The organism is Bradyrhizobium cenepequi (genome assembly GCF_020329485.1).
Taxonomy (GTDB): Bacteria; Pseudomonadota; Alphaproteobacteria; order Rhizobiales; family Xanthobacteraceae; genus Bradyrhizobium; species Bradyrhizobium cenepequi.
This window is the reverse complement of record NZ_JAGKJI010000003.1, coordinates 268,144-291,803: the sequence shown is the minus strand read 5'-3', so window position 1 is coordinate 291,803 and position 23,660 is coordinate 268,144. Positions and strand designations below refer to the sequence as shown.

At 55.2% G+C, this 23,660-nt stretch carries 18 protein-coding genes; 7 read left to right on the top strand and 11 right to left on the bottom strand.

The features are described 5' to 3' along the window. Positions 1-58 precede the first annotated feature (58 nt). A complete protein-coding gene (locus J6497_RS06780) occupies positions 59-1,252 on the bottom strand; it encodes a glycosyltransferase family 4 protein (RefSeq protein ID WP_225703470.1) in 1,194 nt (397 codons plus the stop codon). Positions 1,253-1,302: 50 nt separating this feature from the next. Next, positions 1,303-1,962 (bottom strand): glycosyltransferase, encoded by a 660-nt coding sequence (locus J6497_RS06775; protein WP_225703469.1) that lies wholly within the window; start codon positions 1,960-1,962, stop codon positions 1,303-1,305. A gap of 405 nt (positions 1,963-2,367) precedes the next feature. Between J6497_RS06775 and J6497_RS06770 the strand changes: the two genes are divergently transcribed. The 3 genes from J6497_RS06770 (at position 2,368) to J6497_RS06760 (ending at position 6,947) form a co-directional block, all read left to right on the top strand. Beyond that, positions 2,368-4,773 carry a glycosyltransferase gene (locus J6497_RS06770; protein WP_225703468.1) on the top strand — a complete coding sequence of 802 codons (2,406 nt, stop codon included), beginning with the start codon at positions 2,368-2,370 and terminating at the stop codon, positions 4,771-4,773. Between the two features lie 8 nt (positions 4,774-4,781). Further along, entirely contained in the window at positions 4,782-5,915 is a 1,134-nt protein-coding gene (locus J6497_RS06765; RefSeq protein WP_225703467.1) for a glycosyltransferase, read from the top strand. 72 nt (positions 5,916-5,987) lie between these two features. Beyond that, on the top strand, positions 5,988-6,947 hold the full coding sequence (locus J6497_RS06760; protein ID WP_225703466.1) for a GDP-L-fucose synthase family protein: 960 nt from the start codon (positions 5,988-5,990) through the stop codon (positions 6,945-6,947). A gap of 329 nt (positions 6,948-7,276) precedes the next feature. On the opposite strand, the gene J6497_RS06755 is transcribed toward J6497_RS06760, so the two are convergent. From J6497_RS06755 to gmd, 5 genes are all read right to left on the bottom strand, one after another. Then, positions 7,277-8,251 carry an FkbM family methyltransferase gene (locus tag J6497_RS06755; RefSeq protein WP_225703465.1) on the bottom strand — a complete coding sequence of 325 codons (975 nt, stop codon included), beginning with the start codon at positions 8,249-8,251 and terminating at the stop codon, positions 7,277-7,279. Positions 8,252-8,750: 499 nt separating this feature from the next. Then, positions 8,751-9,983 (bottom strand): ABC transporter ATP-binding protein, encoded by a 1,233-nt coding sequence (locus J6497_RS06750; RefSeq protein ID WP_225703464.1) that lies wholly within the window; start codon positions 9,981-9,983, stop codon positions 8,751-8,753. Then, a complete protein-coding gene (locus J6497_RS06745) occupies positions 9,983-10,732 on the bottom strand; it encodes an ABC transporter permease (protein ID WP_225703524.1) in 750 nt (249 codons plus the stop codon). The genes J6497_RS06750 and J6497_RS06745 overlap by 1 nt, the downstream gene beginning before the upstream one ends. 191 nt (positions 10,733-10,923) lie before the next feature. After that, positions 10,924-11,958 (bottom strand): GDP-mannose 4,6-dehydratase, encoded by a 1,035-nt coding sequence (locus J6497_RS06740; protein WP_225703463.1) that lies wholly within the window; start codon positions 11,956-11,958, stop codon positions 10,924-10,926. Between the two features lie 104 nt (positions 11,959-12,062). Continuing rightward, the gene (gmd, locus tag J6497_RS06735; RefSeq protein ID WP_225703462.1) at positions 12,063-13,154 is read right to left on the bottom strand and encodes a GDP-mannose 4,6-dehydratase; all 1,092 of its coding nucleotides are present in this window, start codon (positions 13,152-13,154) and stop codon (positions 12,063-12,065) included. Positions 13,155-13,861: 707 nt separating this feature from the next. On the opposite strand from gmd, the gene J6497_RS06730 reads away from it, so the two are divergent. Next, positions 13,862-14,998, top strand: coding sequence for a class I SAM-dependent methyltransferase (locus J6497_RS06730; RefSeq protein WP_225703461.1), 1,137 nt, complete (start codon positions 13,862-13,864; stop codon positions 14,996-14,998). 67 nt (positions 14,999-15,065) lie between these two features. On the opposite strand, the gene J6497_RS06725 is transcribed toward J6497_RS06730, so the two are convergent. Then, positions 15,066-16,268, bottom strand: a complete 1,203-nt coding sequence (locus J6497_RS06725) for an acyltransferase family protein (protein ID WP_225703460.1) — start codon at positions 16,266-16,268, stop codon at positions 15,066-15,068. Between the two features lie 230 nt (positions 16,269-16,498). Then, positions 16,499-16,735 carry a hypothetical protein gene (locus J6497_RS06720; protein ID WP_225703459.1) on the bottom strand — a complete coding sequence of 79 codons (237 nt, stop codon included), beginning with the start codon at positions 16,733-16,735 and terminating at the stop codon, positions 16,499-16,501. A 288-nt stretch (positions 16,736-17,023) separates the two neighbouring features. Here J6497_RS06720 and J6497_RS06715 point away from each other — a divergent pair, with 288 nt between their 5' ends. Both J6497_RS06715 and J6497_RS06710 read left to right on the top strand, forming a co-directional pair. Then, the gene (locus tag J6497_RS06715) at positions 17,024-18,178 is read left to right on the top strand and encodes a glycosyltransferase (protein WP_225703458.1); all 1,155 of its coding nucleotides are present in this window, start codon (positions 17,024-17,026) and stop codon (positions 18,176-18,178) included. A 349-nt stretch (positions 18,179-18,527) separates the two neighbouring features. Continuing rightward, positions 18,528-19,829 (top strand): hypothetical protein, encoded by a 1,302-nt coding sequence (locus tag J6497_RS06710; RefSeq protein ID WP_225703457.1) that lies wholly within the window; start codon positions 18,528-18,530, stop codon positions 19,827-19,829. 221 nt (positions 19,830-20,050) lie between these two features. Here the strand turns inward: J6497_RS06710 and J6497_RS06705 are convergent, their stop codons facing one another. Together J6497_RS06705 and J6497_RS06700 are read right to left on the bottom strand one after the other, a co-directional pair. Continuing rightward, complete coding sequence (locus J6497_RS06705; RefSeq protein WP_225703523.1) at positions 20,051-21,031, bottom strand: NAD-dependent epimerase/dehydratase family protein; 981 nt, start codon at positions 21,029-21,031, stop codon at positions 20,051-20,053. Between the two features lie 423 nt (positions 21,032-21,454). Further along, on the bottom strand, positions 21,455-21,820 hold the full coding sequence (locus J6497_RS06700; protein ID WP_225703456.1) for a hypothetical protein: 366 nt from the start codon (positions 21,818-21,820) through the stop codon (positions 21,455-21,457). A 601-nt stretch (positions 21,821-22,421) separates the two neighbouring features. On the opposite strand from J6497_RS06700, the gene J6497_RS06695 reads away from it, so the two are divergent. Then, the gene (locus tag J6497_RS06695) at positions 22,422-23,600 is read left to right on the top strand and encodes a CgeB family protein (RefSeq protein ID WP_225703455.1); all 1,179 of its coding nucleotides are present in this window, start codon (positions 22,422-22,424) and stop codon (positions 23,598-23,600) included. Positions 23,601-23,660 lie beyond the last annotated feature (60 nt).

Here is a 23,660-nt window from a genome sequence, read left to right as displayed (position 1 = left end):
AGTTGCCTCGGTTTGTGCAACCCTTGTTGATGGATTGACATATTAACCAGTATCCCTGCTACCGCAGGCCCAAATGACGGTAGGCGTCGAGAACTAGCCCGGCGCTTCGATACCAGTCGAACGTACGCGCCCGGTTAATCCGGAGCCTCCGCAACGCTGGATCTAGGTGTTCGTTGCATGAAAGCGCCTGGCGTAAGATACCGCTCCAAGCGTCGACATCCTCGGCCGGCGCAACCCTACCGAGAGTTAAGGCGATTTCCTCCATCGCAGAGCAAGAGCTGTATGCGACCGGCGTTCCGCATGCCATGGCCTCTACGACCGGCATACCGAACCCTTCGTACAGCGAAGGCATCAGCAGCAGACGCGCCCCCTCGTAGAGGCTTCGCAACTGCATATTGGGAACACCGCCTAAAAGGCGCAACGAACCTTCGGAACGTAGCGCGTCCAACTGCCGCGGCAGCTTCAAATCACCCCACCCTTTTCCGCCGGCGACGACGAGCGGACATTGCGCACGCGCGGACGGTGCCAGCTGGGCGTAGGCGCTAACGAGCGTGCGGATATTCTTGCGCGGCTCAAGTGTGCCCACTGCGAGGAAGTACTGGCCATGCTTTAGACCAAGCGGCGCGAGGTCGCGAGATGTCATGGGCTCGCCCTTCGGTGCGAACACGGGAGCCGCGGCCGGCGGTGCGACGAAAATGTCTTCCGCTGGATAGCCAAACAGATCTATGATCTCGCGCTTGCTAAATTCGGAGATGGTCTGCACCAGTGGCGCGCGCGCAATGATGTCGCCGAGCGGGGCAAGCCATGCGACGCGATCGGCCGGATGATATTCTGGATGGCGAAATGTCGAAAGATCGTAGATCACAGGCAGCACGGGCACCCCCGGGTCCGACGGTGGGCGAAAATTGAAGGCATGAAAGAAGTCAAGACGCTCCGAGCGAACGGTCGCGGCAAAACTGCGGCGGTAGGTCGCCCTGTACAACAGCCGGATAGGCCGAGCATCCGAGAAGCGAACGACCAGCTGAGTCGGGAGACGCGCAATACGCCTGGAAAACGAATTCCCGGAACGGAAGGACGTTGAATTCTCGTCGCCGCCTTCGCCCTGCTCCGCAGTCACTAGCGAGGCGAGCGTGATATCGCGCCAGCCGGTGCCGACAAACCCCCGAAACTGATAAGACGACGTCTGTTTCAGAAGACCGCGCACTATGTGAAAGCTATAGTTGGAAATGCCCGTCATTGGGCCGTACAGCATCCGGGCTTCGAGCCCGACCGTGGATCGTATCGTCAAAGCGACGCTCCGGGTCACTGCGGCAGCTTTGATCTGAAGCGATCATGCATCGTCTTGAGAACTGAAGCGAGTTCGTCGATTTTAGGCCGAGACCACACGGCATTCTTAATGCCGGCATAGTGTCCCTGCAGATCGCGCACTCGTTGCAAATCATAGCCGACGGCACAAACGCCTCGGAGCACCAGAATCTTGGGTGCGATCCGCCATCCGCTGGCAGTTACCGGCAGCCCGGCTTGCGCGGCCTCGACAAGATTTAATCCGTAACCTACAGCGCATGAAGACGAGAAATAGAGGTCGATCGCGTGATAGAACTCGTGGATACTGAGCCGCTTCTTTCCATCATAAATGCGGATGCGGCCATCGCCCGCGATCACCTTTAGCGCGGCCCTCTCGATCGGCCGGTTGTCGAGATCGTACGACTTCAGAATGAGCAACACGCCTCTTGTATCCGGAAAGACTTGGACGAATGCTTTAACGGCGTCGTCTGGATAGTAGTTCGAGTACACGGAAAAGGAGTAACCGATGACTAAAGCACCAGGGGCGATGCCCTCGCGCGTGCTAATATCCTCCCTGCCGGTTGGGTCTACCTTTGGGAAAGGATCTTTATGGATGGCGTAGGGCAATATTCTCAGCGGACGCTGAAAATCCGGTAGATTTTCCCTGATCGTGTCCAAGTTCAGATCTCTCCCGGTCCAGATTTCGTCATAAGAATTGCTCGCTAACCTGCAATAGCGCGGAAGCACGTCGAGCTCCCCAGATCCGATATTCGATAATCGTGCGCCCAAGCAGCCGCTTTTGATCGAAGACGCAAAGAGAGGGGTGGTCGGGATTCACGATGAACAGGACGTCCGTGATACTGGCGTTTGTGCACCCCGGAGTTCCACTTAGCGACCGGCGATGAAGTGTTCCGGGAACCGAGCTGGTCGGACACTGCGAAGTTCTCTCCCCCAGTCGACCGGCTCAGGTCAAGTCCATCGAAATCCTTTTCGAGCGATTTCTCTTGATTCGAGCGAATTCTTCTTGATTTTTGCCTCCTCCTCGTCAAGAAATTCCGCTATTGTACCCGCTATGAAGCGCATATGACCGAATCCAAAGTCCGTTTAGCGCTAGACATGTATGTGCTAGCGCAAGGGGTAAAGACTGGCGTTTATCGTGTTTGTGACGAGCTGTTTCCACGACTGGTAAGATCAGGGCGTTTTGAGACCCACTATGTATATCGCTCGGGCGATGACCAGAGCCTCGCCAAGTATCTTGTAGACCGAGAGCTCCCGCAGCCTACCTATGGTTCGGCTCGCGGCGCGTTGCCGAGCGAGGTCGATATTTTTCTGTCATCGTTTGGCGTGGCGGAGCCGATCTGGCATGATTATGAGCGGGTGTTGCGAGCGCACGTCATCTACGATCTTGTAGCCATTCCTCACCCGGAGTTCTTCGAGCCAGTTGCCGCCAGCGAGGTCCACCAAATAATCGCCAGCCTGGACGAGCACACGGTCATATTTGCGATTTCCGAGAGCACAAAACGCGACTTGATCGCCTACCGCCCTGACTTGAATCCGTCACAGGTCACGGTCATTCCGTTGGCGGCCGGCGATTGGTTCAAACCGTGCAACGATTCGGCCGAGTTGGCGAGGGTGCGCCAAAAGTATGGCATTCCTGCCGCAGCACCCTATGTGCTGAGCCTGGCGACGCTGGAAATCCGCAAAAACCTCCACCAGGTGGTCAAGTCCTTCCTGGCATATCTCGAGCGGAGTCAGGCGACCGATATGCATCTCGTTATGGTCGGGATGGTCGGGTGGAGGACCAAAGAACTCGATCGTATTCTTGCCGATGCTGGGCGCTGGCGTCACCGCATTATCCTTGCGGGCTTCGTGGACGATAGCGACCTCTCGGCAATGTACAGCGGGGCAACAAGTTTCATTTATCTTTCGCGCTACGAGGGCTTCGGCTTACCCCTACTAGAAGCCATGGCATGCGGGACGCCCGTCATCTCGGCCAATAATTCGTCGTTGCCTGAGGTCGTTGGCGACGCCGGCTTGATGTTCGATTGTGATGACGTAGACGGGGTTGCGGACGCGATCGATAAGGTGGCCTCGTCTCCCGAGCTGCGGACAAAGCTCTCGGCGTGCGGGATTGAGAGAGCTCGATTGTTTAGTTGGGACCTCTGCGCAGATATTGTTGGAAATACTCTTTCTCTAGCCCAATACCGCCATGCGGAGCTGCTACGTAAGGCAGGAGGAATCGTGAAAGCTAGCGATATGCGCTCCAAAGCTTGGCCCAGAGACGAGAGCGGTGCGATACAGGCGAGTCCACTCGGATACATGGACGGAAGCGAAGGGCCTGAGTTCCCAAGGCGTCGACCGGCAGGCGCGCATACTGACTGGCCCAATTGGCGAGATCGACTCTCTCCAGGCGCAGGCAACGGCAAGCGAATCGAAGGCGGCCTCCGGACTGGTGGGCACCAGAAGGAAGCGACACCCGAGAATCCGTTAGTGAGTTACGTCACTGTCGTTAGAAACAACACGGAAACGCTCTCCCGGGCTATCGAAAGTGTTCAACGGCAAACTTACAAGAATGTCGAGCATATCGTCCTCGACGGGGCTTCGACAGACGGGACACTGGCGCTGATCGAGGGGTACGCTGATCGGATTGACTATTTTGCTTCCGAGCCCGACCGAGGCTTGTACGATGCGCTTAACAAGGCGATTCCGCTGGCACGCGGCCAATTGATTTGCGTGCTGAACTCGGACGATTGGCTCGAGCCGTCTGCGGCTGAGATTGCGGTCAAACGGCTGCGAGGTCGACATGATGCGACACTTCTGTTCACAGCAGCGGCTGTTAGCCTCCCCGACAACAACGCCATCACGTGGGCTCCGGCGTTCGTGCATCCTGGCAGTTACTTTACCTGCGCGAATGATTGCCACAACGCCATATACGCGACGCGAGCAGCTTATGAAGCATCGGGCCCGTATAACACATCTTACAAGATAGCTGCGGACTTTAGGTGGATCATGAGCTGCCTAGATGCCGGCGTCCGCAATGTTTACACACGAGAAATCACCGTCAATTACTCGCTGGGTGGAGTTTCCAGCGATCTTTATGTTCACTCCATGGAGTGTATTCGAATAGTCCGAGAACGATTTCCGATGCTGCTGCCTGCTGAGGCTCACGGGCTTCACCATAGCTTTTTTACACTTCACAGGAAGGTCGCCCACCTCATCCCGAACCGCCCAGACAATAGCAATGTATTTATTTCCGGCTTGCTGACAAAATACTCGAACCGCGATGACTTTGTAAGTTCGGTGGCCTGGGCTCTGGCAGGAAGCGCTGTATTAAACCCGTTGGAGGTGACCACAGGACATGGTGATATTGGCGCTGGTGTATCGGACGTTCGCCTGGCGATGAAAGGTTTGCTGAAGGCTACGCTGAAAAAAAATCCAACGGCATATGCGCTTGCCAGGAAGCTTTACCCGTTGCTGAGGAAAAGGTAGCGACTTTGATGCGTGTGGCCTACGTCGATCATTCATTCCATGAAAAAACGCGGTCCACATCGTTCTTGGCTGAAATGATGAGGCGACATGGACTCGTTGTCGATTGTTTCTGGGATAATTCGTGGCAAGGCGGAGCCCCAGTAGCTTGGGAAGATGTGCGCACTTATGACGCGGTGATGATGTTTCAGGCTTTCTGTCCGATTCCCGCATCGCATTACAGAACATTACACCCGAACGTCATATACATCCCGATGCTCGACCAGTTCGGATTATGGCGCGGACCTATGTACAACTTGACAGGTTTTTGGGAACCGTTCCAGGGGTCGAAGATCCTGAACTTCTCGATCGGTCTGCATTCAATGACTCTGGGACTTGGCATTGCAAGTCATCTTGCACGTTACTATCAGGAGCCAAAGGCACAGCCGGCTTCGTTTGAGGGGGGGCTTCACGGCTTTTTCTGGCTTCGCCGTGAGCGCGAGATTTCATGGTCGACGATCCGAGCCTTGATATCTCGCAATCAGCTTGCCAGCCTCCATCTTCATCTCGCAGTTGACCCAGGCACCCCGCCTCCCCGGCTTCCGACCAAAGCGGACATGGATCACTACAACGTAACGATTTCAAATTGGTTTGAAGACAAGACAGCGCTCGATCAGTTGCTCGAAAAAAAGAATGTGTTCTTTGCCCCTCGAGCTGAAGAAGGCATCGGTCAATCGTTTCTCGAGGCCTTTGCGCGCGGCCAATGCGTGGTGGCGCCCAGGAACGGCACGATGAACGAATACATAATCCCCGGCGTCAACGGGCTTCTGTATGACCTGAAAAATCCTGCTCCACTGGACCTTACGTCGGCCTCAGAAATGGGACGGCTGGCAAGGAAAGCTTCGGCGATTGGGGCGCTGACATGGACGACTTCCGAACGACAGCTGATCGATTTCATTTTGACCCCAAGCGAGAAGCTTTATATTGGCAAGTATGACCATCCGGCGTTGGCGCGCGAGTATCCATCTACTGTGGAGCAGACTCGGCGAAAGCTGTCTCACCGACTTGTTCATCTATCGCGCAATTATCGAATTTTTCGCGCTACCCGCGCGTTTTGGTATCCTTTGATCACGTTCGCGCGGAACCGCCTCCGCGCGAGAAACTAGCTTTGCTCCTCTTTGCGCAAAAAAGAAGGAGCGAGCGGCAAGAGCCCGCGAGATCGGAACGGAGAGAGACTTTTGGCAAAGAAAGTATTTGTCGCCGGACATAACGGGCTTGTCGGATCGGCAACGCTGCACGCTCTTCGCGAGCGAGGCTGTTACGACACAGTCACTTGCCCACGCGATCGGCTAGATTTGGAAGATCGCGAAGCGACGTATGATTTCTTCATGCGATCTCAGCCGGACTTTGTGGTGATGTGCGCCGCAAAGGTTGGTGGGATTCTCGCCAACTCAACTTGTCCTGTGGATTTTCTGCACAAGAACCTGCGCATCCAGCTAAATGTCTTTGATGCGGCTTACACCAGCAACGTTCGTCGAATGATTTTCTTGGGATCCTCTTGCATTTATCCCAGGGATTGCCCTCAGCCAATCAGGGAAGAATATATTCTCACCGGGCCGTTGGAGTCGACTAACCGCGCATATGCTGTCGCAAAGATTGCAGGCGTTGAGGCCTGCCAGGCATTTAACCGTCAGTTTGGCACTAGCTATCTCGCATTAATGCCAACCAACCTGTACGGTCCGGGTGATAACTACCATCCCCAGAACTCTCATGTCATACCAGCCCTCATCCGGCGATTTCACGAAGCTAAGCAAAGGTCCCACCAGTCAGTGGCCGTCTGGGGCTCTGGCACGCCTCGTCGGGAATTCATGTTCTCGCTGGATCTGGGCGATGCCATCGCATATCTGCTGGGCTTGCCTGACGAGCAGTTCAAGAGCCTGACTCTCACAGACACAATGCCACTAATCAATGTCGGGGTGGGTCAGGATATGACAGTTAGAGAGATTGCTTCACTGATTCGATCCACTGTCGGCTATGAAGGTGACATCGAATTCGACTCATCGAAGCCCGATGGAACACCGCAAAAGCTTCTGGAGATAAGCAAGATGTCGCGCCTCGGTTGGAAAGCCAAGACGGCAATTAATGCGGGATTATCCCTCGCCTACGAGGACTTTCTGCGAAAGCACGCAAAAGATTAGTCGGATGCTTTCCACCAAGGCAAATGAGCTTAAGTCGCTCTGCTAGATAGAAATGCATGCTTTGACATCCATTGGACCGTATTCGGCTATTCGGCTAGAGTCCTCGGCCAGTTTTCTCATGCCGGCACGGGGCCGAAGGCGACGAAGGCCTCGAAGTTTGTCACGCCGTTTGCGGATATCCTCAATAGCCTGGTCGGGTTCGCAGCTGTGAACAACACGTTCACACTTGGGACGAATAGTGGACAAAACATACGGGGCCCCCGTTTGACCACAACCCCGAATATCGCCAGTATCCATTTCGGCACCGGCATCACTACTATAGTATCGTTCTAACTCCCGACAGCAGTAAGTGCTGCAGTTGCTTGCGGCGTCAAGTCAGGTTGCCAGCTGAAATTCGCTGGCCAAAGGCGCGTGTTGATCCAGAACTGCGTGCCGTCGAAATAGGTGGCCCCAGTTACGTCAGGCAATTGGCTAGTTGTATGAAACTTGCAAGGCTTCTCGTAGATTAACACCCAGTCGTGCCGGCGAAGAAGATCGATCAACTGGCCTTCAATGACCCGGCTGTGGGTTCCGATAACAACACTTTTTATCTTTGAACAAAACGCATTGAGTGACGCCGAGATGCTAAGATATTCAAATCCCTGAATGTCCATATGAACAAGATCAACGATGGGTTCGCGTTGGAGCAACTCTGAGATAGGCAGGGCGGGGACTGAAACGCGATCTCCGGTTGCGCCGCGATAGTCGGCACCACCGCTGTCTTTAGACGCGGCGCCCCCCCAGTCTTTGATACCTTGGGCGGAAAAGCTGAGCGTTCCGCGTTGATCGGATACTGCGGCGTGAATGATCTCGGTTGAGACGATAGGGTGTGGCGCGCCGGGTCGCGGCAGATTGTTATCTGCGAAGTGCTGTTCGATTAGAGGGAGGCGTTCGGGGTCAGCCTCGACAGCGACGAGTTTCAGCCTCTTCATCGGCCGTTGCAGTGCCATAGCAGCGGTACAGACGAGCCAGGGAGCGAAGCCAGCGCCGAATTCATAGACGACCATTTCGTCAACGGCCGCATCCACAGCGCGGCAGGTGGCCAGAAATTCGACCGCCTCGCCATAGAGCGAGTTGTCTGGGAACGGTAGATTTGGTTGGACAGCCTGGCTGTCGGCCGCATCTGAGAAGTACGAATATCGCGTTTTGATGCCAAAGCAATCGACATGAAAGCCGGGGCCCGCGGCAGTGACGGACTTGCGATATTTCGCGAGCGCGGCGAGGTCGCTGAAGGGATAACCTAAAAAGACCTGATTGTCGTTCAAGCGCAACTTTGGGTGTTGGACGAGTGAGGTTGTGGCGATTTGCAGCCCCGAGGGCAACAGGCCTGCGGCTCTCATTGCGCTAGAGAACAGGGGCGATCGCGACACAAGTCGCTTGGCTGCGGCCTTCAATTTGGAATGCATGGGGCACTTTCCTAGTCGGGAATGACGATAGACCAGGTCTCAACCCAAGATCAACTAGCCGCCCTCCGGGGCAGCTTTTCTTTGGAGCCTTCATGATCCAGCAAGGAACAGCTTGTGGGCAATCTGCAGATCCTCCTCCGAGCGCCGCAGATCCGCCGGCCCGGCATCGGCACCGACCATCGCATTGGGCGCGGCCATCTCTGGTTCAAAGCACGACCATGCTAACAACGCCGTGCTCTCCGCCGTCGGCTACAACTTCCACCGCCTCACCAGTGGCTCAGAATATGTTGCGCCGAAATCCTTACCGTGCGACTTCGCGGAAGCGCTGATCAATCCGACTTCATGTTGCCTGGCCGGGTCATCGCCTACCGATCTTGATCGTCGCGTCCATCCATGCGCTACCCAAAAAAAACGGATAGTCAACATTTACGACATCAAAAACTACGGCGTTGTCTCGCCATTCGTAGTTGTCGTCAAGGTGTGTATCTGAACTACTCAGGCTCGGAGTAAATGAATAGGAGCCCGGTCCAAGAGTGCATGTGAACTGGAACGTATATTCGATGACCTCTCCGCCCTTGATGTTCTTCAATATTTGTTTGGTATGCCATGTGTTTGACCCCCAAACCACATGGCCGGCGCGATCTCTAAGCATTAATCCAAGAACAAGACGCGGAATATCTTCGCTTGCGCAAGCCTTTAACCGGAGCTTGAGCTTTTGGTTAACCCGAGCAGTAGCCACGAGCTCCTCCGTGTCCGCACTTACCAAGACTATTTCGCCGACGCTGATCTCATAGGTACCAGACCTCGTAACAACCCAGCCGTTGCCTTGGCGCTTCTGCTCTACTTTTAGATTTGCGTTCTCTCGATCGGCGATCATCGCATTGTAAAAATCAACGACCTCCTCGGGCGAGCCATCTTTCATGACGACGCCCCTATCGAGAAGTATCACCCTATCACAAAGAGCTCTCACATCGGCCAAATTATGAGTCACCAATATGATCGACGTGCCTTGGTTTTTGAAGTGCCGAATACGATCGAAGCTCTTGTGCTGGAAGTAACTGTCTCCAACCGAAAGAACTTCGTCAACTATCAACACTTCCGGACGCTTTGCTGTCGCTAGCGCGAAAGCAAGTCGCGCCTGCATGCCGCTCGAATAGACGCGAATCGGTTGATCAAAAAAGTCACCGATCTCAGCGAAGGCTTCGATTTCGGGCATTAGAGATGTCAACTCTTGCTGAGACATACCCATTAATCCGCCTGCATGGAGGATGTTCTGTCTTCCTGTGAATTCGGCGTTGAAGCCTAGCCCCAGTTCGAGGATAGCGCTCACGTGTCCGCGGACCCCAATTATGCCAGTGGTTGGTCGAACGGTTCCCGTAATGATCTTCAGCAGCGTGCTCTTGCCCGCGCCGTTTTGACCGATGAGCGCCAGCGCCTCACCCGACTTGACCTCGAAGGAAATATTCCGATTAGCCCAAAATTCTGACGAAGGAGCAACCCGCGCACCAAACCAGTTGGCGAAACGCTGCAGATTGCTCCGATAAGTGGAGTAGCATTTACCAATACCAGCAACCGACAGGACGGACGTCATTACAGCGCATCCACGAGCTCAGGACTTGCACGGCGAAAAATGGCGAACGACGCTAATACTGCGACGACACTTATAATCACGGGTGGAATTAGGCTTCTCAAAGACGGGCCTTGATTCAAGAGCAGTGCGTTCTGATAGACACCAACAAGCCCTGTCATGGGATTTAGGTCTATAACCGCTTGAAACTTTGCAGGAACAACGTTCTTTACATAAACAATCGGCGTGAACCAGAACCACAACTGCATCGCAACGGTCATGATTTGCGCGATGTCGCGAGCAAAGACGTTCAAGACGCCGAGGAAAACTCCAATCCCAAATGCCATGGCAGAAATCAACACCATACCCGGGACGATATAGCTCCATGCGAGTCCGGGTAAGTGGCCAAAAAATAGAAAGATTACAGCAATTGCGACCAAAAGCAGGACGTGATTGATCAGTGCATTGCCCCAGACAATGATTGGAAGGCAGAGACGCGGAAATGCAATTTTCTTCATCGCAGAGGCTTGTTCGATGAAGATATTCAAGCTGCGGTTTAGTATCTCGCTAAAGAGCCCCCATGCGGCCATTCCCGATAGCACATATATAGGATAGGCTGCTTCGCTATCGACGTTTGGCATGCGTGCGCGCATAATCTCTGCAAGAATGATTGAGAAGATCAAAGCTTGCATGAGAGGGTGCAGAAGAAACCAAAAGCCGCCTAAATATGATCGCGCGAAGCGTCCCTTTAAGTCGCCTCGGATCGAGGACATAATGAAGTAGCGATACCGCCACAAACTCCGTAGCATTTGAACCTCTTCTTTTGCCCGAGCGATTGTTAGTTGATTGCACCCGCGCGTTACCTCGCCGAAGTGACGATGATGTGCGCAATGCCACCATAAACGTCCGGCAGGTAGATCTTGTAAGCATGGAGCACACGCATCAAGGCGTTCATCCCGCGAGGTCAGGACAGCTTCATACCGGAACTGCGGGGCTTCGATGCCATTTCGTCCTGCAATAGCTTCACCCGCGCCTGAACCATGCTCGAAACTAGGTCGGGGAAAGCCACTTTGGGCCGCCAATTGAAGACTGATCGAAGTTTGGCCGGGTCCGCACGCGTGTAGTGATTATCGGTTTTCCGAATGAGCTTCGGATCGACGCTGACATAGTCGGTCCAGTCGAGGCCAACCGATTGGAAGGCAAGCTCGCAAAACTCCTGAATCGAATGATCCTCGCCGGTGCCGATCACAAAGTCGTCCGCCGTCGGATGCTGCAGGATCATGTACATGACTTCGGCATAATCGCCGGCAAAGCCGAAATCGCGCCGGACGCCCAGGTCGCCGAGCAGCAACTTGCCATTCGAGAGGATAGGACGGCCGCGCTCATCGAGTTCAGGCGTATCTTTCAGCCCACACGCGGCGGCGGCAGCCGCATAAGCGATCTTCTGCGACACGAACGACAGCGGTCGATACGGGCTCTCGTGATTGAACAGGATGCCCGAGCAGGCATGAAGGCCATACTGCTTCCGATAGGCACCGACGATGCGATGGCCGTAGAGCTTGGCGACAGCATAAGGCGATTTCGGCACGCAATGGGTGTGCTCATCCTGGCGCTCGCTGAAGCCGTCGCCAAAGATATCCGACGACGACGCTTGGAACAGGCGGCAGCCCGGCTTGTGCTTCAGCAGCAGCTCACAGATGTTCTGCGGCAAGAAGGCATTGATCTCGGCGGTTTCTCGAGGAACCTGCCACGACATGATAGGCCGCGATACGGCAGCGAGATTATAGATCTCATCCGGCTGGGTGTCCGCGATAAGCCGCTCGAGAAATGCACCGCTCGTGAGATCGCCCACATGCCATTGGATGCCGTCAACGGCCGCGCCGGGGAGCGGGGCGCGCCGCGACTGCGCATGCACGACATAGTCATACCTCCGCAGCAGGTCGACGAGATAGCGGCCGTCTTGGCCGGTCGCGCCAGTTACCAATGCGCTTTTCGCCAACGAATTGTCCCCATCCGCTCGTGTTAGTCTCTTGGCCCGCCATCGTCCGCTTGCGCCCGCTGTGATCGCAAAGCCGGCCTTAATCCAACGGACTGAGCGCACCCCTATTCGTGATAATTGAAGTGGCTGTAGCCGTGCTGCTTGACCAGCTCGTCGCGCTGCGCAGACTTCAAATCCTCCTGCATCATCTCGCCCACTAGCTGCGAAAACGATGTCGTGGGTGACCAGCCGAGCTTGCGTTTGGCCTTGGAAGGGTCACCAAGCAGTGTCTCAACTTCGGCCGGACGGAAGTAGCGCGGATCAACCTGGACGATGCACTTGTCGGTCGCTGCATCATAACCCTTCTCGTCGACGCCGGCGCCTTCCCAACGAACGGAGATGCCGGCTTCCTTGGCAGCGACCTCGACGAATTCTCGTACCGAATGCTGCTCGCCGGTGGCGATCACATAATCTTCTGGCTCGTCCTGCTGGAGCATGAGCCACTGCATCTCCACATAGTCGCGAGCGTGCCCCCAGTCGCGCCGCGCATTGAGATTGCCGAGATAAACTTTCTCTTGCAAGCCGAGCTTGATGCGCGCCAGCGCGCGTGTGATCTTACGGGTGACGAATGTCTCCCCGCGGATCGGCGATTCATGGTTGAAGAGAATGCCATTACAGGCGTAGATGCCGTAGGCTTCGCGGTAGTTAACGGTGATCCAGTAGGCATAGAGCTTCGCGACCGCATAGGGCGAGCGCGGATAGAACGGCGTGGTTTCCTTCTGCGGCACCTCCTGGACAAGTCCATAAAGCTCCGAGGTCGAGGCTTGGTAGAAGCGAGTCTTCTTTTGCAGCCCGAGGATCCGGATCGATTCCAACAGACGCAAGGTGCCGAGCGCGTCGGAATTGGCCGTGTATTCCGGTTCCTCGAACGACACTGCCACATGGCTCTGCGCCGCGAGGTTGTAGATCTCGTCGGGCTGCACCTGCTGCACGATGCGAATGAGGCTCGACGAATCGGTCAGATCTCCGTGATGCAGCGTGAAGTCGTGGCCTCTTTCATGAAGGTCATGATAGAGGTGATCGATACGGTCGGTATTGAACAGCGAGGTCCGCCGCTTGATGCCATGCACTCTATAGCCTCTAGAGAGCAACAGCTCCGCGAGGTATGCTCCGTCTTGTCCCGTTATTCCGGTAATCAGGGCGGTTTTCTTAGACATTCAGGTTTCAACCGATAATTGACAGTGGACTATGATCTTCCGTGCTCCTATGGAGGCATCGGTCCGAAAATATGACGGCCGGTCCCCAAGAACGAGGCGGAAGCATTAGCTGGTGCAGCGACCATTTACAATTGCTCGCTGCGGGCACCATTGTTCGACAATCTTAAACTCGCGGCGATGTCTATTAGCGGAGACACAAAATAAGCGGGTAGGAAAATTTTCATATTCCTCCGCCAGCAGGATAAGACAGGTCTTAAAGCGCGCCTCGTGACGGATGTCGAAAAAGCGGAAATGGCGCATAGTGCGATGAAAATGGCCTGGATCGCCCGCAACGCCGGTTTGGAAGCAGGCTCCGCGCCGCCGCCTCCTTCCCTTCGTTGGCCGCGCCTCCTACCACGGCGTCCCACCGTCCGCAATCCTAGCGCTGCGGCAGGTCGAAACCGCGGTCCGCTCCGCAATTCTCGCCACATTACCAAAGAATGGTGGTTGGGAACAACTGTTGGTGCGATGGAACCGCACGGGTATCGGCTATCGAATCGCGACCCCTACTACGCGTTGGCGCGGTTGAGTTGAGCGCAGCCTCACTTTGCGCACCAAGCCGAGCTCGCAGGTGGTGGGATTTTTGACCAGGGACAACGGTTGCGATGGTCATTCTTGCTGGTCGTCGGTCTCAATGATACGACCGGTCATCCAATCGAAGGTCGCACATGCCTGCTCAATCGGAGAAACTTTCCACCATCTATCGGCAATTTGAAGATCGATTTCGCGGATCTCGCGATTTGATCAAAGAGAGACTGAGGATTTACCTGCCGCTCCTCGAGTCTGCTGCGGAACACCTGAAGATCGATGCTTTGGCTCTCGACCTCGGTTGCGGCCGAGGGGAATGGCTCGAGTTGTTATCTGAATGCGGCTGGCGTGCCATTGGCGTCGAGCTAAATCTTGATATGGCTCAAGCAACTGAAGACAAAAGCTTGTCAATAGTCAACGCGGATATACTCCAGTTCCTACGCGATCAGTCTGACGCTTCTGCAGGCGTTATTACCGCCTTTCATGTGGTCGAACATCTCTCCATCGATTACCTAATCGATCTTCTGCAACAATGTCATAGAGTGCTATCAGAAACCGGACTGTTAATTTTGGAGACTCCTAATCCAGAGAACCTCACGGTAGGAACCTGGTCCTTCCATCTGGATCCCTCGCATAACAAGCCATTGCCCCCTCCGCTTTTGGCATTTTTTGTGCAGGCATCAGGATTCAAAGATGCAGCGGTTGTACGATTGAACGGCACCAATCCCAATCCCGAGGAAGGCCCCCTGGAGCAATTTGCTAGCACTCTTTTTGGATCCAGTATGGATTACTCGGTGGTTGCACGGAAGAGTGCACCAGAGACGAAAACCGACGCAAACAAACTGCAATCATTCGCCAACGCTGTTTCCCAGAACAACCCCGCCAACATTGTTGAGCTCAAAGCCCTGTTCAGAAACACGGATAGCCAGATCACGACGTCGCAACAAGAGCTCTGGAAGCAGCGGTTGGATCAAGATGGCTTGCGAACAGAGTTGCAAGAGGAGCTCAGGAGGCAGAGGCTGGAGCACGCCGACTTGCGAACAGAATTGCAAGAGGAGCTCAGGGGGCAGCGGCTGGAGCAAGCCGGCTTGCGAGCCGAACTCGCCGAGACAAGAAAAGAAAAGGCAGAAATATCCGCTGAGCTGGCGGCAGTCTATACTAGTACGTCTTGGAGAATCACGGCGCCTATTCGAAACACGGGGCGTTTCTCGCAACGGGTTTTCCGAGCTCCGCTCAAACTATTGCGCCTCGTTCTAGGTCGATTGAGCCGCGGCTGATCTCGCTGCGGCATGTCACACGCGAATGTCACGACTTGCATCGCAGTAAGAGGCACAAAACCAAAGGTCACCGGCTTCTAGGTACGGCGCCCTCGTTCTGTTTTGCCCCTAATTCACTTTCGTCCAGGCCGCAAAGGACTGAGGCAGGCTTGGCGCTTCGCGCGGAGGCTGATGGAACAGCTCGCCGTATTGCGCGTTTGGCTGGAGCCTCGATTGACCGGTAGGTCACCCATGATGCGGCCATTACGGCGAGCAGAAAAAAGAGAAGGGTGCCCAGTCTATGAAAGTCGAGGCTGATCAGTCGCTCACGTATTAGCAGCAAAGCCAGCAACTGTATCGGAAAGTGCACCAGATAGACCGAGTAGGAGATGTCTCCAAGAAAACGGACAGACTTTCCGGCATCGAGCAGGACATATTGAAGTGCAGCCAGAGTCAATACAGCCGTAGGAAAGACCGCGCCAAATAGAACTCCCGTCCATGACGGGTGCGGGAACAACACTGCGACCATAGCCAAAGAAGCAGCAAGCAACAGCACGCTTGCACAAAGGATGACAGCCCAGGATACTGAATGGCTGTAGCTCCGCTGAAGAAAAACGGCCGCTAGTCCGCCATTAAAAAAGCCGAGCATCGCCAAACCTATCGAGTCGTCCGTCTTCCCGATCACAGCACCAGCAAGGCCGAGTAGAACGCATAATGCTGTTGCAGGGATTGAGCTGTTCCTCGAAACTAAAGCAACTACAAAGAACGCAAAGTATAACAGCGCTTCTATCGAGACGGACCAAATTGGCGCATTAAACGAAAAGCCATTCTCCCAGCCCCAGTGCGACGCCAGAAGCACGTTTAAGACGAAATGATAAGCATCGTTGTTTTCATAAACGATCGACCGTCCGAACCGGTCATAGGCGATGCACTGCAGGATCGAGACAACTAGCAATGTAACAAAATGTAGCGGGTAAATACGCGAAAACCGAAGAACGAAGAAATTCCACGCCGAAACGGCGCCCGTGCCTATGGGCTTCAAGTACTCTGAAAAGAAAATGAAGCCAGAGATCGAGAAAAAGAGCTGAACAGCATAGTTCCCGTGGTTATAGAATGGAAACAGCAGCCAATAGAGAGGTTGCTCACTGCGCGAAAACGAAGCAGGGAGTACGCCGGGTGACGTCATAAAAAAATGTTGATAATGCCAAATCAGCACCGTTAGGGCTGCTACTCCTCGCATGAGGTCCAACAAGAAATAGCGCTGTGGTTGATTCGAAGCGAGCTGTTTCACGACGTGATTGATTCCACTTCAATTGGGGCTGCTTGCTAAACTTCTTCTAATCCGGCCGGAAAGAGAAGGCAGCTCAAGCCGCGAATAGCTGACCAATTGAAACCACTCGGGTTTTCTGCGGATCACTAGATGATATCGTCTTCCATAAGGCTCGGCCACAAACACTGCCAGCAAGGCTGCCAAAATGATCATCGCACTCTCTGTCAGTCAGCAGACATGCGCTGCCAGAGCTAGAAGACCTGCAACGGGCTTTGGACACGCACTGTGATGCCGTTCACTTCGAACTCATCGTACAGCGTCAGCCGAGCGACCTGGTTGGGCTCAGCCTCCATCATCTCGCGCCGAACCGCTTCTTCGCATTGCATGCCGCCATGAGCGTTCCTGAAATTCAATACGAGCGCAAAGCCATCCTCGGGAATGTCGTTTGCAGCAAGCCAGCGCTTTATCATCAGTGTCAACTCGTCCATTTCTCCCTCCCGACTTTACGGTCTTTTCACGTGCGCAGCCGGCCATGCGGATCACTCCGGCTCCGCGGGCGAGCGGTCGGCAGCGAGGCCGCTTGCTATGATCCGCGCCGACGGCAGCAAAATTCGCAAGGTAGATCTAGCACCCCAGTTGAATTACGTATAAACTAGAGGGGAATCCGCAGAAAAGGCCTCCATTCCTCTGGCGTGAAGATCGGGAACGACAGCCGCGTTAACCGACCGTACCCTCAGTTTGCTAGGTCCACAGCATATGTACCACAGCTCGGACCAATGACGATTGAGCCGCTCAAAATTCTCCACACCTACAAGGTATATCGCGGCGACCTAGAGGGTGGAGTGCCCTCCGTTATCTCCGTTCTAAGTCGCGAGTCTAGAGAGTCGATCGACAATCGCGTGCTCGTCGCCCGTACGCGCGGTCGCTTTCGGCGCGAGACTATCGACGGCACGCCCGTAGAGGCTGTTGGATCCCTGGGTACATTGTTTTCGACGCCTTTGGCGCCCACCTACCCTTTTGCCCTTCGTCGTCGCGCACTCGATTTCGATATCGTGGTTCACCATGCACCGTTCCCACTCGCCGATCTTGCAGTTTCGCGACTTTCGAACCGTGTAGGCCTCGTCGTGTTTTGGCACGCTGACATCACAACCTATCCTCAGCTGCTAATGCTTCTCGCTCCCGCAATCACCCGGACCTTAGACCGAGCGGATCGGATCATCGTTGCCGATCAGTCATCAATAGAAAATTCGCGCCTTCTCCAGCCGTTCAGAGCAAAATGCGTCGTTGTGCCCTACGGGATCGACATCGATTATTGGTCGTGCTGCTCATCTCAGGAGAAAACAAAGGCCGAAGAGTTGACACGGAAGTACCCCAGAATGATTCTAGCCTTGGGGCGGCTGGTCCCGTACAAGGGATTTGCCGTATTGATTGAGGCCCTCAAGGCCGTGGACGGACAATTAGTGCTCGTCGGAGAAGGGGCGCTTCGAAGCGAACTGGAAAAGATGGCCGTCGACTCGGGGCTTTCCGATCGTATCACCTTCCTCGGAGCTATTAGCGACAGCGAAGTGAAGTCATACTTGCATGCCGCGCGAGTTCTCGCATTCCCCTCGGTAACGCAGGCTGAAGCGTTTGGGCTGGTTCAGTTGCAAGCGATGGCAGCTGGATTACCTGTTGTAAATACGACCTTGCCGACCGCGGTACCGCATATCGCAAGACATAACTTAGAAGCCCTTACAATTCCGCCGAATGATCCCAGCGCGCTCGCTTCAGCGCTAACTGAAGTCCTCGGAGATCCTTCGTTGGCTTTACGGTTAGGCCAGTCAGGAAATAGGCGCGCCAAAGAACTATACGAACAAAGGACTTTCATGCAGCGTGTGAAGAGCATCTATTTTGATGTCCTAGGACGAAGTGAACCCAATTCAGTCGGTTAAGGCCACGACGACGTTCGCCTACCGTCTTGTTCGAGCTGTCGTGGATATTCCTCCGATCGAATTACTTACGAAAGGATCGCTGTATGCATATGGCGCACCTTTCCGATCGGATGCAACCCAAGGAATCCAGGCGGAGTTCGACGTGCGAACGGACCCAGATTTTCATTCGCCCGGCGCACAAGCGCTCCTCAATGTCGGATCAACAACGAAAGGCTGCACCAGCACGAGTATGTAGTATATTGCCTTGCCGTCCCACGGCACACAGCGGCATAGCACAAGGGCGCTTTGAGAGGCCAGCGGATTGCTGCTCGGCAGCCGTCGTGACACAACGAAGTCACTTAGGAACATGATGTCAGATCGCGACAGACGTATCGTCATTGTTGGTTGTGTCGTAGCTCACATAGCTGCAGTCTGCCTATCGTTTGTGTATGCTTCCGTCTACCGTCCAGAACTCACGGCCGGCGATCCGCTGCAGGGATCCATGGGCTTGTGGTTGATGCTTGCAGCTCTGATCCCGCTTGCGTGGGCATTCGGATCAACACAATTCAGCTTCGGGTATGTCGTCGGCTTCTATCTATATCAGATGGTTGCCGGTTTCTTATTTCTGAACGCTTTTACCATTAGAGACTACAATCATTATCTTGCCGGTGCGTCCGCGCTGATTTCTACCGTTGCGTTTCTAGTACCCGCCCTGATGCTACGCGCGCGGCCAAAAGCGCTGTTATCGCTTGCGCCTCGTACTTTTGACCGTTTCTTGTTGCTCATCCTAGCATTGGGGATCGCAGTGATCCTTCTCGGGATGGTCTACAGTTTCCGTGCTGATTTTGGCAGCTTTGCAGACTTCCGCAATGAACTACTCACCGCTCGGCTGCGAAATGAACTTAAATTGCCCGCATTGTTGAGATATGGCGCTGGCGTTTTCTCAAGTTCACTTATCCCGTTCGTGTTTGCTTGTTTTCTGTTGCGGCAACAGTACTTGAAGGCTGTGGCGTCGCTCGTCTTGCTGGCTCTTTTCTTTCCGATCACGTTAAGCAAGAGCGCTCTGTTCACACCTGCGTGGCTGTTGTTCATTGCCCTCCTCGGCCGACTTTTCGAAATTCGGCTGGCCGCAGTACTTAGTCTGGCTATACCGCTTCTGGTCGGTGTCTTGGCAGCACTCCTTGGACAACACGAGAACGATGCCTTCCGTCTTTTCGCGTTTCGAATGATTGATACCCCGGCGGCGGCCTTGGCCGTCTACAATGAATTTTTCGCCCGACATGAGCCGACCTACTTTTGTCATTTGTCGTTCGTGAAGGCGCTAGTGGATTGCCCTTATCAAGATCAGCTTGGCGTAGTAATGGCGCATGCATATGGGTTGGGAAACTACAATGCTTCCCTGTTTGCGACTGAGGGCATCGCCTCTGTCGGAATGAAACTAGCACCACTATCAGCTCTCATTTGCGGTCTCGTCGTTGCGCTAGGCAACAGCGCTTCGGCACGATTACCACCGTCACTGGTCTTCATCTCGAGCTCTGTCATGTCCCAAGTCATTCTCAACGTACCGCTATCCACAGCCTTCATCACTCATGGTTGTGGGGTATTGTTCTTATTATGGTACATCAGTCCGCCAGAGGTGTTTTCGAAAGAACCAGCTGCCGACCTTCGTTGATCTGAGTCCTTCAGTGGCGGCGCCGTTGCCGAGCGACACACCAGTGCTTGCCGACGAAGCCGCTTTTACGCGTGGCTCAAACCTTGATGGGTACGCTGGATCGTACCGCCTCTCACGGGCGCGCTCCTGCGAACCAGCCACTACAAGCGCTTCGGTAGGTCGGTAGCTATGTCCTCCGATAGTCTTGGTTATCCGGCCGAGCGCTAACAGCGCTGCTCATCTCAGATCGCGTGCTCACCATCGGCTGTTCGAACCGCGACGGAAAGGCCCTCGTCGAGAGTAAGCTCTTGCTGCCACCGGGTGGCTATCAGCTTCGATAGATCAACCTGCAGGCTGCCAACAAGGCTGTCACGGATTCGGGGCCTGCCACTTGCGCGCAGAAGGAGCTCCAACGCCTTGCGCGGAACTGGAAAAAGCCGCGCCTTTCTGTCCATCGCTCGCGCCAGCCTCCCAATAAATTCTGGCGTCGAGACTTGCTCCTTGTCGGCTACCAGGAATACGTCGAAGGCCTTTTCCTTATGCGTAAGCCTGTTTGCGATGAAGGAGGCCAAGTTCTGCACGCCCACGAACGCGCGGCGATTGTGAACCGCGGCGAACGGGAGCGGAGCCCCCGAGCGTATCGCTTTGACCAAGAGATGGAAATTGCCCACAGCCCCCGGTCCATAGACTAGCGGCGGTCGGATAACGGTGATGCTCATCGGCAGATCCGCAGCCAATTGCTTCAATCCAAGTTCTGCCTCTGCTTTCGAAACCCCGTAAACTCCTCGCGGCGCAAGTTCATCGGACTCTCGAAACGGAGCGCGATCGTCGGTACAACTCCCATGAACCAGCATGGTACTCACAAAGATAAACCGCTTGACGCCTGCCTTTGCAGCAGATCGAGCGAGCTGTAACGTACCTTCGACGTTAATCGTTCGGTAAACGTCTATCGCGCTCTCTTCTTTGACTTGGTGTACTCGCGCCGCCAGATGAACCACCGCCTGCGTTCCGGTCAGCGCCTCTGACCAGTCGGTCGAAGGGCCGATCGATCCAGCAACGACTTCATCATGAATGGATGACCCGGAACTTCGGACAGCCCGCCGAACCCTCCAGCCTGCTTGTGACAGTACAGGGGTTAGGTGACGGCCGACAAAACCATTTGCTCCCGTTACCAGTACAACTGGCCGAGATCCAGTTTCTGGTGTGGATTTCTTATCAAGCATGACCGTCAAGTTAGCTACTTAACACTACTTGCCGACTCTGCGTTGCCCCGACCGAGCGACAGAATACGCAAAATCAATGAACTTTCCAAAAGTCATGACAAGCAGCAGGCCTACAACCATGGGTTAGTCACCGATCACTATCTCGAATGTCGCGTAAGCACAACAACCCTCGATAATTCCTGTTCCGCATAGATTGCAAGCGAATCCCGTAGCGCTGAGTCGCGCGCGGCTGCTCCGGCCTGTCGCTTCCTATCCAGACTTGGCGCCAGACGGATGGGAGGCGCCCTTCTTGGATTGAGAAAATTCGCCCCGAAAGGTTGAGGTACGGCTAGGCCCTGCAGGGAGCGGCAGTTCGCGGTGCGCACTACGGTAGGTCGCAGCCGCAGCCTCAGTGCGTCTAAGCCTGCTTGCCAGCAGCTATGCCTAGTCCCTGCCGACGGGCCCGGAGGAGCCCGACGCCCTTGGCGACACCTCTGACGGCTCGGAAGGACCCTCTAGCCATCGTTTGAGCGGAGCGCCTGCCAATGCGGCGACAAATAACACCAATGCGGCCTGGGTGTCGAAGAGAAGGTAGTGGATCCCCCGATGGAGCATCATCCGATGGCCAGAATGGAAGTCAAAAGGGATGCCGAATTGGGTAGCCAAGGTCCACGACGTCCATTTGCCAGCGTCCAGCCAGTCAGCCGCCTGCAGGCTGATGATGCTAAGCGCCATGAGCGCCACAATTTCCCAGAACATCACGACGGCAAGAACGATGATGAAGCCAATAGCTAGATAGTACCCGTCCATCGTCGCCTCTGTGGATTCCGCACTCCGCCGCGCTTGTAACCGATCTCAGATTGCACGGGTGCTCGCTGGTCTCCTGGGACACGCGCATGACGACACGGCGGAATGCCGCGTTCATGGTGCCTCACTTCAACAGACGATCGAGCCGGAAGGAGACTGAATCAAAGTCTTAAGAAATTTTTGCGCACGCCCCGCGGAAGGGTATTTCCCTTACCCACGGCCGCCGAGACGTTCAATAGGCTAGGTGCGGTTTTTTTTTCGAATCCGCTGAACGTGAACGGTTTGGCTGAGCCGCTGATTCTCTGATTATAAGGCATAGCCATCGAAGGCTCGGCCGAAGGATGTAAGATGACGGCAGCTCGAACTAACGGTAATATGTGCCGCGCAGGCTGGTGGCGATAGGACTCTCAATTTTGTCATGCCGGACGCGCTTAATGAAGCTGCTCGCTCGCGCGCGCCGTCATTGCTATATGCACGTAAGAACGAGCAGCCCAACCGACAGTTACTTGGGATTGTCGTACTAAAGGCTATGCATGATAGTGGCGACCGCGCCTACACATCTTGTGAGGCAGAGATACAGCCAAGGAATGCAATCTGAGAAACCATGCGGATAATGATCCTCAACGCGGATTATCCGCGCTTCCTCGCTTGGCTCTATCGCAAACAGCCTGGTCTTGAGAATAGATCCTACGCCGCCCAAATGGCGGCTCGTAATGCCAGCCTGTTCGGGGTCGCGGACTTCTACTCGAAGAATTTTGAGGCCTTAGGCCATTCCGCGGCGGAGATCCACGTCAACAATCCTTGGCTGCAGGCAGCCTGGGCGCGGGAGCATGGCATGGCCGCGGCCGTCACGGAGCCGGCCATGGGCGCCAGTGACCGACTTCCGGCGTGGCTGCTGCAGGCGGTCGCGCCGTTCAAGCCGATATTGAGGCCGTTCGCCCGCAAGGTTGGGCTCAGCCCGAAGCTCGATGCGCAGGCGGAAGAAATTCTGCTCGCCCAGATCGAGGATTTCAGGCCAGATCTGGTGCTCAACCAGGACACGTTTCACATCGACACCGCGCTGATGCGTCGCATCAAGGGAATCGGCAAGCCTAAACTCGTTGGCCAGATCGGGATTTCGCCGACCCGCGGCGAGGACTGGCGGGTCTATGACCTGTTGATCTCCCAGTTGGCCGCCACGGTCGCGTTTTTCCGAGGCCATGGCGTCAGCGCCCAAGTGAGCCACCTCGCCTTCGAGCCCTGCGTCAACGACGCGCTACCTCCGGCAACGACCGCGGACGTCGATATCTCCTTTGTGGGCACCGTCTCGGCCGATCATCGGCAACGGATCGCACTCTTGGAGGCCGTTGCCGCGCGCTACGATCTCAAGCTGTTCGGCAATATCGCGCCGGGCCTGCCCGCCTCCTCCCCCCTGCATCGCTGCTTTCAAGGCGAGGCCTGGGGTGCTGAGATGTATCAGGCGATGCGGCGCTCTCGCATCACGCTGAACTCCCACATCGACATGGTCGGCCGCGAAGCGGGAAATGTGCGGCTGTTCGAGGCGACCGGCGTCGGCACGTTCCTGCTCACCGACTTCAAGGACAACCTGCATACGCTGTTCGACCCGGACCGCGAAGTCGTGGCGTGGCGCTCGATCGACGACTGCATTAAAAAGATCGAGCGATATCTCGCCGACAATGCGGCACGACAGGAGATTGCCGCTGCCGGTCAGCGCCGCACGCTGACAGCCCACAATTATCGCGAACGAACCCGCGCAATCCTGGCAGCCGTCGAAAACTTGTGACGCCTCCAGCGCGACCGGATGGACGGAATATCTCCTTGACGCCAACGGCCAAAATAGCCA

Bases quoted from the DNA above. Each gene is read 5' to 3' on its own strand.
- J6497_RS06730 (WP_225703461.1), top strand. From the start codon at position 13,862: ATGCCTGCTCAATCGGAGAAACTTTCCACCATCTATCGGCAATTTGAA.
- J6497_RS06705 (WP_225703523.1), bottom strand. From the start codon at position 21,031: ATGCTTGATAAGAAATCCACACCAGAAACTGGATCTCGGCCAGTTGTA.
- J6497_RS06745 (WP_225703524.1), bottom strand. From the start codon at position 10,732: ATGTCCTCGATCCGAGGCGACTTAAAGGGACGCTTCGCGCGATCATAT.
- J6497_RS06710 (WP_225703457.1), top strand. From the start codon at position 18,528: ATGTCAGATCGCGACAGACGTATCGTCATTGTTGGTTGTGTCGTAGCT.
- J6497_RS06750 (WP_225703464.1), bottom strand. From the start codon at position 9,983: ATGACGTCCGTCCTGTCGGTTGCTGGTATTGGTAAATGCTACTCCACT.
- J6497_RS06695 (WP_225703455.1), top strand. From the start codon at position 22,422: ATGCGGATAATGATCCTCAACGCGGATTATCCGCGCTTCCTCGCTTGG.
- J6497_RS06720 (WP_225703459.1), bottom strand. From the start codon at position 16,735: ATGGACGAGTTGACACTGATGATAAAGCGCTGGCTTGCTGCAAACGAC.
- J6497_RS06780 (WP_225703470.1), bottom strand. From the start codon at position 1,252: ATGCTGTACGGCCCAATGACGGGCATTTCCAACTATAGCTTTCACATA.
- J6497_RS06715 (WP_225703458.1), top strand. From the start codon at position 17,024: ATGACGATTGAGCCGCTCAAAATTCTCCACACCTACAAGGTATATCGC.
- J6497_RS06770 (WP_225703468.1), top strand. From the start codon at position 2,368: ATGACCGAATCCAAAGTCCGTTTAGCGCTAGACATGTATGTGCTAGCG.
- J6497_RS06765 (WP_225703467.1), top strand. From the start codon at position 4,782: ATGCGTGTGGCCTACGTCGATCATTCATTCCATGAAAAAACGCGGTCC.
- gmd (WP_225703462.1), bottom strand. From the start codon at position 13,154: ATGTCTAAGAAAACCGCCCTGATTACCGGAATAACGGGACAAGACGGA.
- J6497_RS06700 (WP_225703456.1), bottom strand. From the start codon at position 21,820: ATGGACGGGTACTATCTAGCTATTGGCTTCATCATCGTTCTTGCCGTC.